This window comes from Wolbachia endosymbiont (group B) of Athalia cordata, assembly GCF_947251845.1.
GTDB lineage: Bacteria > Pseudomonadota > Alphaproteobacteria > Rickettsiales > Anaplasmataceae > Wolbachia.
In genome coordinates, this window is record NZ_OX366383.1 from 1,225,371 (window position 1) to 1,239,706 (window position 14,336).

The 14,336-nt window shown below is 35.5% G+C and carries 8 protein-coding genes, 2 tRNA genes and 1 pseudogene; 5 read left to right on the forward strand and 6 right to left on the reverse strand.

Annotated features, from left to right (window positions below; translation table 11 throughout):
• Window positions 1–69: 69 nt before the first annotated feature.
• On the reverse strand, window positions 70–873 hold the full coding sequence (locus tag OPR30_RS05680) for an ankyrin repeat domain-containing protein (RefSeq protein WP_265030612.1): 804 nt from the start codon (window positions 871–873) through the stop codon (window positions 70–72).
• A 123-nt stretch (window positions 874–996) separates the two neighbouring features.
• A complete protein-coding gene (gene priA, locus OPR30_RS05685; protein WP_265030614.1) occupies window positions 997–2,961 on the reverse strand; it encodes a replication restart helicase PriA in 1,965 nt (654 codons plus the stop codon).
• A gap of 98 nt (window positions 2,962–3,059) precedes the next feature.
• On the opposite strand from priA, the gene OPR30_RS05690 reads away from it, so the two are divergent.
• From OPR30_RS05690 to OPR30_RS05700, 3 genes and pseudogenes are all read left to right on the forward strand, one after another.
• Window positions 3,060–4,028, forward strand: coding sequence for a hypothetical protein (locus OPR30_RS05690; RefSeq protein WP_265030616.1), 969 nt, complete (start codon window positions 3,060–3,062; stop codon window positions 4,026–4,028).
• A gap of 9 nt (window positions 4,029–4,037) precedes the next feature.
• Window positions 4,038–7,487: an ankyrin repeat domain-containing protein gene (locus tag OPR30_RS05695; RefSeq protein ID WP_265030618.1), complete on the forward strand. Its 3,450-nt coding sequence runs from the start codon at window positions 4,038–4,040 to the stop codon at window positions 7,485–7,487.
• A gap of 217 nt (window positions 7,488–7,704) precedes the next feature.
• Window positions 7,705–8,983 (forward strand): annotated as a pseudogene (locus OPR30_RS05700) (IS4-like element ISWpi18 family transposase).
• Window positions 8,984–9,255: 272 nt separating this feature from the next.
• On the opposite strand, the gene OPR30_RS05705 reads toward OPR30_RS05700, so the two are convergent.
• Window positions 9,256–9,331: transfer RNA gene (locus OPR30_RS05705), tRNA-Ala, on the reverse strand.
• Window positions 9,332–9,630: 299 nt separating this feature from the next.
• On the opposite strand from OPR30_RS05705, the gene OPR30_RS05710 reads away from it, so the two are divergent.
• Window positions 9,631–9,703 (forward strand) — tRNA-Lys (locus tag OPR30_RS05710).
• A gap of 17 nt (window positions 9,704–9,720) precedes the next feature.
• On the forward strand, window positions 9,721–10,974 hold the full coding sequence (gene nuoF / locus OPR30_RS05715) for an NADH-quinone oxidoreductase subunit NuoF (RefSeq protein WP_264374503.1): 1,254 nt from the start codon (window positions 9,721–9,723) through the stop codon (window positions 10,972–10,974).
• Between the two features lie 22 nt (window positions 10,975–10,996).
• On the opposite strand, the gene infC is transcribed toward nuoF, so the two are convergent.
• From infC to nuoI, 3 genes are all read right to left on the reverse strand, one after another.
• Window positions 10,997–11,515 carry a translation initiation factor IF-3 gene (gene infC / locus OPR30_RS05720; RefSeq protein WP_010404127.1) on the reverse strand — a complete coding sequence of 173 codons (519 nt, stop codon included), beginning with the start codon at window positions 11,513–11,515 and terminating at the stop codon, window positions 10,997–10,999.
• Between the two features lie 11 nt (window positions 11,516–11,526).
• A complete protein-coding gene (thrS, locus tag OPR30_RS05725) occupies window positions 11,527–13,428 on the reverse strand; it encodes a threonine--tRNA ligase (protein ID WP_264374502.1) in 1,902 nt (633 codons plus the stop codon).
• Between the two features lie 269 nt (window positions 13,429–13,697).
• Window positions 13,698–14,180, reverse strand: coding sequence for an NADH-quinone oxidoreductase subunit NuoI (gene nuoI / locus OPR30_RS05730; protein WP_264374802.1), 483 nt, complete (start codon window positions 14,178–14,180; stop codon window positions 13,698–13,700).
• Window positions 14,181–14,336 lie beyond the last annotated feature (156 nt).

Here is a 14,336-nt window from a genome sequence, read left to right on the forward strand (position 1 = left end):
GTTATACAAGTAGCTGACACTGGGATCACACTTGATTATGCAAGAAATCTAATGTTAAAAAACTCACAGTTATCCTAGTACTGCTTTATTATCTGCAGTCTTTTCATGCTCGACAGAAGAGAGTTGAGGATTAACAGCTTCTTCTATTGATTTAGCCTGTTTATAGTCTTGACTTAGGAAATATATAGCCACTCCAACTGCTATTCCAGCAACAAGAGCAGATACTGCGAGTGCGCATAATATAATAGTCATTGAAGGTACTAAAGCACTACCAACACCAAGTCCAACACCCAGAAAAACGCCAGGTATAATGCCAATCAAACTATTACATCTAGCACTTTCTTTTTTCGATTGAGCTTGGTCTTTCATACATTCGATGAGTACTTTTTTTGTATCTCCATGAGCTAAATCTAATGGAATTTTGTCTTCTTCATTCTTTATCAAAGGATTTGCACCATATTTTAAAAGGGCTTCTATTGCTTCAGTGTTATTACTTATAACAGCTTGGTGTAATAATGTATTTTTACTACTTTGATCTTGAAAATTTATCAATTTGTAGAAATACTGAGGAGTAGTAAACCTATTCACAGTTTCATCTAAAATCTTCATCACGTCTTGAAATGATAATTTCTCTTTTTTCTCAGATATTGCACTACGGTGTTTAATACAATGGTGCAAGATAGGGTATACTATCTTTCCTCCTTCTTTATTGGTAAGATTTCCATTTATAGGGGTTCTATTTGAAATAGCTTCTGTGAATAACATCTTGTTAATCACAATTTTTCTATCATCAGTAAGATAGTCTTTCAACTTTTGAATTTTTTTTTCAAGATTATCGTGTCGATCACAAATAATCGTAATTAAATCATTCATACCATCTCCTTATTCTAATTATATTAATTATATAATAAATTCTAATAAAACTCAAATTTTTAATTAAAAAGTTAATATAGTTTATTAGCAATTCCTACAAATGTCAAATAAATTCCGACCGCATCAAAAGAAACTCACAGGGTCAACATCTATTGTTATTGCAATGTTTGAACTCAAGTTACAGCAATGTTTCAGCTTTTTCTTTATAGACAGACTGTATTTATTGTGTATTTTGAGTAACACTCTATACCGATATTTATTATTTAAGAAATTTATTGCTGCTGGTGATGGGCCAAAAATTTCAAATTCTTTCAATGTCAAGTGCTGAGAGGTAGTTGAAAATTGATTATGCAAAAAGTTTGTTATCTCATTTGCTGCTTTCTGCGTTGCAAATTGATCCTTACCACAAACTATAAGCGCTATTAGTCTACTAAATGGGGGCATTTTAGCTTTGCGTCTTGACTCAAGTTCAATTTCATAAAACAAATCCCTTTTTTGCTGCTGCAATGCTTTTATTATCAAACTTTCAGGATTATTAGTTTGCACTATTACCGTTCCTTTTTCGTTGAACCTCCCAGATCTACCCGCAACTTGATGTAATAATTGATACGTCTTTTCTGCTGCCCTGAGGTCAGAGTTTTCAAGGCCTAAATCTGCATTTATCACTCCAACCAAAGTTAATTTAGGGAAATTATGCCCTTTAGCAATTACTTGTGTACCAATTATAATATTCACTTCTTCCTTGAGCACTGAGTCAATGACGCTACCAAGCGACTTCTGGTCGCTGCTAATAATCGCAGTCTTTGCGTTTGGTATTAATTTTACTATTTCTTCAAGTAACCTCTCAATTCCTATACCACAAAGGGATAATGACTGCTCACTTTGACAATTCGAGCATTTTTCTGGAAGTTTTGATTGGTAAGAACAATGGTGACACAAAAGGACGTTCTTTTTCTTGTGGTACGTAAGCCATACAGTGCAATTTGAGCAGGAAATTTTATATCCACATTTTTTACAAACTGCAAGTTGCGCATACCCCCTGCGGTTTAGAAAGAGCATAACTTGCTGTTTTTTCTCTATGGTTTGTTTTATCCCTTCGAAAAGCTCATTTGAAATCCATTGTTTATTATTCACTACTTTTATGTGCGGCAACTCTGCACCACCGAATCGTTCGGTTAGCTTTACATGGTTGTAATTCCCTTTTTTAACATGATAAATTGTTTCAAGCAGCGGAGTAGCGGATGATAAAATAATCGAAATATTTTCGAATTTGGCTAAGATAATTGCCATATCTCGAGCATTATATATAATTCCCTGTTCTTGTTTAAAGGATGAGTCATGCTCTTCATCGACGATGATTAATTTTAGGTTTTTATAAGGTAAAAAAAGTGCTGACCGTGCCCCAATAATTATCTGCGCACTTCCATTTGCGATACTGAGCCAATTATTTCGGCGAGCTTTGGGAGTAAGTCCTGAATGCCACTCAGCTATATTTCCAGATATCTGACTGTGAACACGATTTACTAATTGTGAAGTTAGGACAATTTCTGGCAGAAGGATCAGGACTTGTGCATCGTTTACGATTTCAATTAACCTTGCAATCACAGAGAGATAAACTTCCGTTTTTCCAGACCCGGTTTCACCGTCAAGCAAAGTCACTGAATACTCATTCAAATTACTTATTATCTTATCGCGAGCTGCTTGCTGCTCAGGGCTTAATTGGTAATCTATTTCACTTATTTCTTGCTTTTGCTTAGTGCAAACTAACTTATCTATTTGATTTACCTTTAATACTCCTCCCATTATCACTTTGGCAAGCATACCGATAGGTATTACATTATACTGTGCAACCCACTCTGCAAATTCGATCAGTTTTGGTCTGATACTCGGTAACTCGATCTTTTGCTCAATAAATTTTAATTCTCGATCGCTTTTGCTACTTTCTCTCCAAACTATTCCAATCAAACGCTTTCTGCCAAACGGCACCACTACGTAATCTCCAATTGAAACTTCAGTATCTTCCTCAACTGCATATGAAAATAGCTGATCAATTGGAAGTGGCAGTAATACGTCAACTGTTTTTGTCATAAGTTAGCGCTGTTTTTAGATACATAGAGAAGCCTTAATGCTTTTTTCATAGTACACAATTTATAATCATAAATATTAGAAATGTGAGGAAATTCTGTATGTTTAGCGATAAAATAGTCCTAGACTTTGAAATAGAAAAAGGTGACCGAATAGATCGGTGTTACTTCTCTACACGCATCAAACTTACAGATAAGAGCAAGAGTTTTCTACGTGAAAAGCTCGGTAAACCTAACAATTTAGATGATTACTTTAATCTTAATCCTGAGAATTTTTATATTTATTACAACAAATATAGTGGTCACTATGGTATAAATGAGCTATATGTCAGAGATGATAATGGTAGATATTTAGCTACTAAACTTCCACTTGATCAGAGCGGATTTTCGATAGAGTTATCATTCGACGAGGTGAATTATGGTTTTTATCCTCTGTATGCAATCTATAATCCCACTCAATATGACAAAAAGCAGGAAAAGAGCTTTGAAGATAATGGTGAATTGCAGCCGTTTGTGTCAAGTGTATTGGATTACTTTCTAAATGGCTTAACCATTCAAGATATGTTTTTGCAAATACAAAATGAGCTTGTTGAAAAAGAAACAAAATTAGAAGAAGACAGAAGAAAAGCAGAGGAAGAATTAAATCAAAAGAATGAAAAGTTAAGAGAACTCATAGAAAATGATGAGATTAAAGTACTTAAAGTAATAAAAGGCCATAGTATTGGGAATGGACGTTCAGCAGCAATTTTACAGCTTAATGGTGATCTTGATGCAAGTAAGTACTACATAGCAGAGTATGAAGGCAATGAATACTTACATTGCACGAGCTCTGGTTATGACATACTGCTTGACCAGAGCGATTTATTTTTTGTTCTGAATAGCAGCTCTTATCTTGAACTTGAAAGCGGTTTTTACTCAATACCTGCTGGCAGCTATGCTAAATATCTCAATACTAAGAATCTGCTTTTCAGCGATGATCAACTATCTCAGCAGTTGTGCAAAAACAAGGTAAAGGCTGAATCTACAGTTAACGCATTTTTCTCAAGACTTATTTATAGTGAAAATTTTTAAGAGGTGAATATGAAATTTAAAACAAATTCTGAATATGATAAATCACAAACTTTGATTAAAAAATTATTTCCAAATAAAGAAAGTATAGTAATAAACGATCAGCTTACAATAGAAGTAAAATATGGGGGATTAGCTAGTTATACCCCTGAGTATATAAAACAAACTGTAAAAGATGCTTACGGAGCCTGGTCTGATAATTTCTATTCACAAAAAAGCGTTCATTCTGGTCCAGTAAAATTGCAGCTTTATGTGCTGAAAAATTACGATGATTACAAAGCTCACATCAAGGAACTTTCAGGTGGTAAGGACCATAGAGAATTATGGGGTGGTGGAACGGTCAGAGCACACGAAGCTGACGGCACGATAGCAAAGACTTTTATTGTTGGAGATGTAAATGGTTTACTTTGCGCAAAATCTAAAATTTTAATGGAGAAAATGAGCGATGCATTTCTTGAGTACTCTACCGGTAATATGGATACAGTACCTGAAGTTTTACGTACCGGTATGAAGCTTTTCATGTGGAGCTATGATGCAGCTAAAAAAGAAAGCACTCGCGATATGCATTATACAAAAGAAGCATACAATAAAATGCATGAATCTGGGCATGATACACCATATAAAATAGCAAGTATGTCTAACGACTATAGAATGTCAGATTGCTTAGTGACATTCCTACAAGAAAAACATCCTCAATTCATAAAGCAATTACTTACTGAGATGTCCTTCAATAGAGTGGAAGCGATATCAAAATTCAAGCATCTTTTGAATAACTCAGAAGTTGAAAAAGAATTTAAGCAGTGGATGGATATAAAAAGTGGCAATAAAATTGTGGCAGATCTTGTGCCCGATAGTGAAGTTATGACTTTCGGCGAACACAAGCTTCAAATAAATATAAAATATGATGATGAGGAATTAACTCAGAGCAAATTGAGTAGTGTAAAAAATGCCATCGAGAGTACTATAAAAGATTTTGATTCAGCATTTGGCATTAATAATTCTCAGCCTTGGCACAACATACCAAATAAAGTTAATGTTTTCGTATTTAATACAAAGAGTGCCTACGAAAATTATCTTAAGGAGTTGAACGTTAACTATAAAGACGCTTCTGGCTTAACAGTTCAAGGGCGTGGCTCAGAAATTCATGTTTATTTTTATTTGCAGGACCAATTCAATGACTCATGTAAAACTTTAAAACACGAAATGGGGCACGCTTTAACTATTATTAACTCCTATTATGGTACAGGTGATGTCTTATCTAAGGCCATGCATGAAGGGGTTGCTAACTATATGGCAAGTTTGGAAGATGGTCGGCATGTCAATGATCACGGAGATAAAGAGGCCTTGATTGCAATAAAGAATAAAGATCTCAAACTAGATGAAATATTGCGCAATAATATTAGCAATAACAAAGGAGAACATTATCATTCAGATGCTGAACAAGTGATCAAATTTCTTGAAGATAAACACCCAGATATTATTGATAATTTGCTCAAGAGCCTTTCTAAATCTGGTGCAAATAGGTCTCAAGGTAATAAATTATTTGAGGATTTTTTGGCTGAGCTGAAAGGTTATGATCAAGAATTTAAAAAATGGGTTAAGGCTGAGCTGAGTGGTGAACAACATATGGAATATAATGTTGTTGAATCTAACAGTGTTGAAAGTTCAACAAGCCAACAAAGTGCAGGCAAGGGTCTATATGGTTATAGCCCAGTACATAATGTAAGTGGTGATAAAACCAAGATAGAACCTAAATCAAGTATTAGTAGAGAAGATAACATGCAACCTACTAAGAAAGGAGGTGGAAACGAACAAGAAAAAGCTGTTATAGCGAAAGTTATGAAGTATAATAAACAGCCTTTCTTAAAGGTGAATATTGATGACAATAATCTAGAAAACACTATAGAAAAAGTAAACGAGATAAATAAGGTAACAGGTGCGACTAGCTTACATTCTGCTGCTTCATTGGGAGATTTAAGCAAAGTAGCAACGCTTCTAAAACACAATGCATATATTGATGCAAGAGACCATAATGGACAAACACCACTACATTATGCCATTCAGTCAGGAAATACGGAAGTAGCAAAATATCTTATTGATTATGGAGCAAATCTCAACTCTCAAGATACTTACTACGAGGGAACTAATTACTCTTGCTTCAAGACACCTTTGCACTATGCCATAAAATTGGGAAATATGGGAATAGTTAAGTACCTAGTGGAGCATGGTGCAAATTCTAATATTCCGGATGCTCACAATCTCAGGCCGCTTGACTATGCTATAAAGAATACAGCTTTAGTAAAATATCTTATAGATAACGGTGCAGATATTAATGTATGTAATCCGATATTTCATTTTGTTAAGGTAGGTGATCTAGATATGGTAAAATATTTAGTTGAGCATGGTGCAGATCTCAGTATCAAGAACACGTCAGCTCAAACACTGCTGCACTATGCAATTGAGCTAAAACATACGGAAATTGCTAAATACTTAATAGATCGTGGTATAGATGTTGATACCCGTGATATTAGCTCTGGTAAATCTCCACTACATTTTGCCATGCACATGAAAAATATGGAAGTAGTTAAATATCTCATAGAGCATAATGCGGATATTGATATTCAGGATAGCTACGGCTTAACACCTTTGCATCTTGCTGTTGATCTTGGGAATAAGAAGATGATAGAGCAGTTAGTTGAAAAAGGTGCGAATATTAATGCTCAGGATAATGATGGTTGGACACCTTTAGTTCATGCAGTGAGGCATGGAAAGTTAGATACAATAGAATATCTAATAAAAAACAAAGCTGACGTTGACGTTGTAGGCAAAGATGGCAGGACACTTGTTGAACATGCTGAGTTATGGGCAGAAGAGAAAGGACTAGCAAGAGATGTAATAGATAGCAAAGGCGATAATGATTCTTATTATCGTGAGCTTGCAAAAGAAGCTGCAACTTGGGAAAAAGCTGGAAAGGATATGCTTAGCTATCTCAAAAAAATTACTATGCAAGAAGAAGAATCTAACGATATAGACCAAATGCCAGCAGATCAACCTGTAATTGAAGAAAGGAGTAAAAGATCGATAAGAGGAGACGAAGAGAAGCAAGAGGAAACAATTGTTATAGATAATGTGAAAGAAGAATCACAACATCCTTTAAAAATCAAAGTGGGTGAGGCTGTTGAAATAGGGAAATATAAGGTAGAACTGCAAGTTACGTATGATGATGTAAGAAATTTTTATGACACTATACGTGGTAAATATCATGATGGTAGTGGATACAATTATGAGCAAGTAATGGTTTTGTACAATGAAATTGTTAGGCCAGCATCACAGCATCATGATGAACCATTTACTCTTGCTGAGTCCTATATTGCAGATGGGCATCTATTTATTAAAAATCAAGATTTTGGAATTTTGAATGATTTTAATGAGATGTTCTATAAAAGTGATGAGTTTATGTAATGTAAAAGGTGGATGAGAATTAATTGATATAAGGAATTAGATCTTTCACTGTCATCCCAGTGTTTCTTTCCCCTGCCATTCCGGCGTTTCCTTCTCCTGTCATCCCAGTCTGGGATCACTGCCATTAAGTTAAGGGGAAGTGATGGACTGTATTGTAAAATCAGGTAAGATCCACAAATTAAAAGAAGTAATGACATGAGTAAAAAAAAGAATAATCATGTTTATAAAAAATAAATTGATGAGTTTAAACTTTATAAACGCACACAGAGCATCCTCAAAAGACTTCTCACGAAAAAGAAAGCTGCCCTTCATTAATGTATTTCTCCTGATTTTTAGAAAGAGTGTAAAGTCATTACAAGTAATGCTTAATGAGTTTGTTCTGCATACAAGAAAAGATTACACAATTACGGCAAGTGCATTTACTCAAGCAAGAAAGAAGCTAAAGCATACTGCGTTTTCAGAGTTAAATGATGATATAGTTTCCCTATACTACCAAGATCAGGAATTTAAAACCCACCATGGCTTCAGAGTACTTGCATTTGATGCTTCAATACTGATTCTGCCAAAGAGCGACAAAATAATAGGCGAGTTTAGCTCAAGAGCAGTATGGAATGGAATCCAGAGATTTGAAGACTATACAAGTGCAACCTTTGAAGTTTGCTACGATGTGCTAAATAATATTGCAATAAAATCTGTGCTAAGTAGAGGTGACAGCTATGAGGTTGATTTAGCGATCGGTATGCTTGAATCCATAAAATCAGACGATTTGTTAATCTGTGATAGAGGATACGTATCTTATCGATTTCTTGCTGAGCTTACAGGAAGGAAAATCAATTATATAATTCGCTGTCCAAGTTCGTCTTTCAATGAAATAAACGCTATGTTTAAGCCGGAAAGCCCATCTAGTACGGTGGTAGTGTCTACCGCACCTATTAAAGTAGCAAGACAGCTACGAAAGCTAGGATTACCTGATGAGATGAAATTCAGGTTAGTCAAAATAATACTTTCTTCTGGAGAAGTTGAAGTGTTAGTAACATCATCTGTTAGATGAGCAAAGTTTTACAGTCGAAGAGTTTGAGAGATTATATTACTTGCGCTGGGGAGTAGAAACATTTTTTTCTAGGCTGAAGGGAAGATTAAATTTAGAGAATTTCACAGGAAAAAGTATTGAAACTATCAAGCAGGATTTTTGGTCAACTATCTTCATCAGTAATCTAGAAAGTATCATGATAGAAGATGATGAAGAGACATTGAGCGCACAGAATAGTAAACTAAAAAAAAGCATCAATAAATCTGTCTCATTTAATGCGATTAAAAACTTAGCCTTTGATATTTTTTCTACAGAGTCAGACATAGACTGCATTATGGATCGACTATCACAGTTATTTTTGATGAACACTTTAGTGGTAAGAAAAGGGAGAAGAGTTGATCGTCATAAGATATCTGATATTCGTTCACTCAACTACCAGAAAAGAGCTAGAAAACATGTGTTTTAAATTCAAGATATCTTTTCAGTATCATTGTATTAGTACATTCTTTGCAAAATAACCTGCAATTATTACTTTTTTAAATAACTTGCACTTTTCAGACTCCCTTTTCTTAAAAATTCACCCTAGTATTTACCATAATTATCAATCACTTCAAATTTTTTGTCCAATCTTAACTTCTCTTTCCCTTAACTTAATGGCAGTGATGACAGTGCCGACCCCCTCGGTGTAAACGAGATGCTCTACCAACTGAGCTAACCGCCCTTTTCTCGTGTATTGTTTGGTGGAGGCAAGCGGGATCGAACCGCTGACCTTCTGCGTGCAAAACAGATGCTCTACCAGCTGAGCTATGCCCCCAACTTTTGCTTAAAGCATAAATCACTCAGGCTGAAATGCAAGAAATATTTATTTGTGAGGCTATTGCTAAATAGTGCACAAATTCTGCATTTATGTATAATTCTCTATCTTTTTAGAGTTGTACGTCAGCTTTACCAAATGAATCTTTGAATTAACAAGAAGTTTTCCTTCAAAAATTTTTAATTAAATTATCACTAATACAGTACATTATATAATTTATTTAACCACACATGAAAATTTTAGTTTGATTAAAATGGATAAAAACTATATTACTGTTTAGTATAGCTGAAAAATAAAATGATCCCGTAGCTCAGCCGGTAGAGCAACTGACTTTTAATCAGTGGGTCACGCGTTCGAATCGCGTCGGGATCACTTAGAATCTTAAAAGCATGCTAAAAGAACAGGACAAAATATTCACAAACTTAAATGGTAAAGAAACACCACTACTTGAGGGTGCAAAAAAACGTGGTAGTTGGCAAAAAACAAAGGAATTACTGGATTTAGGATCAGAAAAAATCATTGATGAAGTAAAGAAATCTGGCTTGAGAGGTCGAGGGGGTGCAGGATTTTCTACTGGCCTTAAGTGGAGCTTTATGCCTAAAAATCCTCCAAAAGCATATTTAGTAGTCAATGCAGATGAGTCAGAACCTGGTACATGTAAAGACAGGAACATATTACGATATGAGCCACACAAGCTACTTGAGGGAATTCTTCTGGCTGGCAGAGCGATCAGCGCATCAGCTGCGTATATTTATATCAGGGGTGAATTTTATAATGAACATTTAGTTCTAAAAAAAGCACTTGAGGAAGCCTATAAAGAAAACTTAATTGGAAAAAATGCCTGCAAGTCAGGTTATGATCTTGATGTGTTTATCCATAGGGGTGCAGGAGCTTACATATGTGGGGAAGAAACAGCTCAACTCGAATCCATTGAAGGAAAAAAGGGCTTTCCTCGCATGAAACCTCCATTTCCCGCAGGTGTTGGACTTTTTGGCTGCCCCACTACAATAAACAACGTTGAAACTATATCTATGGTTCCAGATATCCTAAATCGCGGAGGAGAGTGGTTTGCATCTCTTGGTAAACCAAATAATACTGGCACTAAGGTCTTTTGTATTTCAGGGCATGTAAATAATCCATGTAATGTTGAAGAAGAGCTAGGAATTTCACTACGTAAATTAATTGAAAAATATGCAGGTGGAGTGCGAGGAGGTTGGGATAACTTACTTGCTGTAATACCTGGTGGGTCTTCAGTACCATTAATTCCAAAATCTATATGCGATACTATTGAAATGGATTTTGATTCATTGAGAGCTGTACAATCAGGGCTTGGTACTGCTGCTGTGATAGTGATGGATAAATCAACTGACATAATAGCTGCAATAGAAAGATTATCACATTTCTATATGCATGAGTCCTGTGGGCAATGTACACCATGTCGTGAAGGTACTGGATGGATGTGGAGAATTATGAGAAGAATGGTAGCAGGAAATATTAAACCTGGTGAAGTAGATAAGCTACTTGACCTTACAACTCAAATAGAAGGACATACAATTTGTGCGCTTGGCGATGCTGCAGCTTGGCCAGTGCAAGGGCTAATCAGACATTTTCGTCATGTAATTGAAGATAGGGCAGTAACTTAACTTACACTTTTAAGTCGTTTTACTACTTAGCAACCAGAGTTAGAAAATATTGATTTCCTTCCCTTTTAGGCGCTAGCTCTACCTTTGCAATATCTTCAGTGTCTCGAATTAGCCGTTCTAATTTTTCCACTCCAACCTCAGTATTTATAAGCTCTCTACCTCTAAATTTCATTGTGCACTTGATTTTATGCCCAGATATAAGAAAATCTCTTGTTTGACGCAATTTTGTTTCATAGTCATGATTATCAATATTGGGGCCCAGCTTAATTTCCTTTATAGTTAATGCTCTTTGTTTCTTTTTTGCCTCGCTTGCCTTCTTTTTTGCATCATATTTTTGTTTACTGTAGTCGAGTATTTTACATACTGGAGGAGTTGAATCAGGTGCAATTTCTACCAAGTCTAAATTGACACCTTGTGCAACTTCCAAAGCTTGTCTTAATGGCACAATTCCAACCATTTCACCATTATGATCAACTAAGCGTACTTCCTTAGCTGTGATGAATTCATTAATTTTGTTTTTATTATTCTTTTGAACTTGCAAGTTTTTCTCCCTTAACTCAAATTAATACTTTTTAAAAGCAACTCAGTAGCCTTTTCCAAAGGAAAAGACTCTTGTTCTTCTGACCCTAAATTTCTCACTGACACAGTTCTATTGATGATCTCATTTTTACCTATAACCCATAATATAGGTACCTTATTTGAACTATGCAAGCGTATCTTATAACTAATTTTTTCATTGGTCAAATCGGTCTTAATTCTAACACCTTGTTCTTTTAAAATATTGCTGATTTCAGTAGCATAACCATCAGCTTCATTTATAATGGTCAGAATAGCAAGTTGCGTTGGAGCAAGCCAAATTGGAAATTTTCCTGCATAATTTTCTATCAAAATCCCAATAAAACGTTCAAAAGTTCCAAGAATTGCTCTATGTAGCATAACAGGATGGTGCTTTTGTCCGTCTGCTCCTATATAAAAAGCTCCAAGCCGCTCCGGTAAAATAAAATCAACTTGCAACGTTCCACATTGCCAATTTCTACCTATTGCATCTTTCAAAACAAACTCTAACTTTGGACCATAAAATGCACCTTCACCAGGATTAAGTTCATAACTAAGCCCTGCTTCTTTAACTGCTTCAAGCAGTGCTCTTTCAGCTCTATCCCACACTTCATCATTACCTGATCTAGTATCTGGACGGTCTGAAAATTTCACAGAAATTTCATTGAACCCAAGTTCTGAATATACTTCTTTTAAAAGGTCACAAAACTTTACAGTTTCAGAATTCACTTGTTTTTCCATACAAAAAATATGTGCATCGTCTTGCGTAAAACCACGCACTCGCATCATTCCATGCAATGAGCCTGAGCTTTCATTTCTATGGCATGTGCCAAACTCTGCCATACGTATCGGTAAATCACGATAGCTTCTGGTGTGAGAATTAAAAATCTGCACATGACAAGGGCAATTCATGGGTTTTATTGCTAGCTTTTTACTTTCAGATTCATCAATAATGAACATATTTTCACGAAACTTATCCCAATGTCCCGATTTTTCCCACAGCTCTTTGCTTACTAAAATAGGTGTTTTTACCTCAAAGTAGCCATTGTTCATTAACTTTTTTCTGATGTAAGACTCAAGAACATTATATAAAGTATATCCCTGTTCATGCCAAAAAATCTGCCCAACAGCTTCCTCTTGAATGTGAAATAAGTCCATATCCTTAGCAATTTTGCGGTGGTCGCGTTTTTCTGCTTCCTCCAGACGTTTAAGATAAGTATTTAATTCATCCTTATTTCTCCACGCGGTGCCATATATTCTTTGCAACATTGGGCCCTTAGAATCGCCACGCCAGTATGCACCTGCTACTTTCATAAGTTTAAACGCTTTAACTCTGCCAGTTGATGGTGAGTGCGGACCACGACATAGGTCTACAAAGTTGCCTTGTTTATAAACAGTTAGGTTTTCGTTTTCTGGTATTGATGAGACAATATCAACCTTGTATCTTTCACCTATATCACTAAAGAAATCAATTGCCTGCTTACGAGTCCAAACTTCTCGGACGAATCTGTGGTTACTTTTTATAATTTCCTTCATTTTTTTTTCTATTGCAGTAAGATCGTCCGTGGTAAAGGCACGATCTGTAGCAAAATCATAGTAGAAACCATCTTGAATTGTTGGCCCGATAGTAATCTGAGTATTAGGAAAGAGCTCTTTTACTGCCTGCGCCATTATATGAGCAGCATCATGCCTTATTATATCTAAACCCGCTTCGTCACTCAGTTGTATTACCTCTATCTCTGTATCAGATTCAATTTCATGTGAGAGGTCATATAGCTCACCATTGATCTTTAAAGCAACTGCTTCCTTTAAAACCTCTGGTTGTAGTATATTAAAATCGGTAACCTTACAGCTATATTTCTCTACTTTTTGTTCAGTTGAAAAAGTGACTTTTATCATTTGTCATACCTCCTGTATAATCAGTAAAAGCCAATATCTGGTGTTCATTCCAGTGCCCCCTATGATGTCATCCGAGTAGCTGACACTGGGATCTAAGTATAAAAATATTCGCAAGTTATGCAATGGACAACAGATTCTAGGAACATATGTTAAAATAATGTCCATGATGAAAATAAGATAGATCCCAGTGTCAAGCACTGGGATGACACCACCCCTGGTGGGCACTGCCCCTAAATCATAATGGATAACAGGGTTATAAGCTCTGAACATTAATAATAAGGTCTATTTTTTTTTAACCTGAGTGCAATTGCGTCTTCCCAAACTTCACCATTACGCAATAATTTTTCCTTATTGTACATTAGCTCTTCTCTTGTTTCAGTAGCAAATTCAAAGTTAGGACCCTCCACAATTGCATCAACAGGACATGCTTCCTGGCAAAGCCCACAATATATACATTTTGTCATATCAATATCATAACGTGTAGTGCGACGACTTCCGTCTTCTTTTTCCTCTGCTTCGATAACTATTGCTTGGGCAGGGCAGATAACTTCACATAATTTACAAGCTATGCAGCGCTCTTCACCGTTTGGATACCTACGCAACGCATGCTCACCACGAAACCTTGGACTTAACGGGCCCTTCTCCATAGGATATCTCAAAGTAACCTTTGGCTTAAACATATATTTTAATGTAATAACAAACCCTTTAATCAACTCTATAAATGACCAATACCAAGCTAATTTCTTGAGCATAAAATGTTTAAAACCCGTATTCATGATTATAAATCATATTATCAGTTTTCAAAATAAATATTTTTACCTGACGGTTTTTCTATACAATATATTTACTAATACTGCATTAACATAAATTAGCAAAATAAGTAAAAATTTTTTAGATTAAGTATTTTA

What these genes read in the sequence shown, in the direction of transcription:
- OPR30_RS05680 (WP_265030612.1), bottom strand. Translation starts at nt 873, where the DNA reads ATGAATGATTTAATTACGATTATTTGTGATCGACACGATAATCTTGAA.
- priA (WP_265030614.1), bottom strand. Translation starts at nt 2,961, where the DNA reads ATGACAAAAACAGTTGACGTATTACTGCCACTTCCAATTGATCAGCTA.
- OPR30_RS05690 (WP_265030616.1), top strand. Translation starts at nt 3,060, where the DNA reads ATGTTTAGCGATAAAATAGTCCTAGACTTTGAAATAGAAAAAGGTGAC.
- OPR30_RS05695 (WP_265030618.1), top strand. Translation starts at nt 4,038, where the DNA reads ATGAAATTTAAAACAAATTCTGAATATGATAAATCACAAACTTTGATT.
- nuoF (WP_264374503.1), top strand. Translation starts at nt 9,721, where the DNA reads ATGCTAAAAGAACAGGACAAAATATTCACAAACTTAAATGGTAAAGAA.
- thrS (WP_264374502.1), bottom strand. Translation starts at nt 13,428, where the DNA reads ATGATAAAAGTCACTTTTTCAACTGAACAAAAAGTAGAGAAATATAGC.
- nuoI (WP_264374802.1), bottom strand. Translation starts at nt 14,180, where the DNA reads ATGCTCAAGAAATTAGCTTGGTATTGGTCATTTATAGAGTTGATTAAA.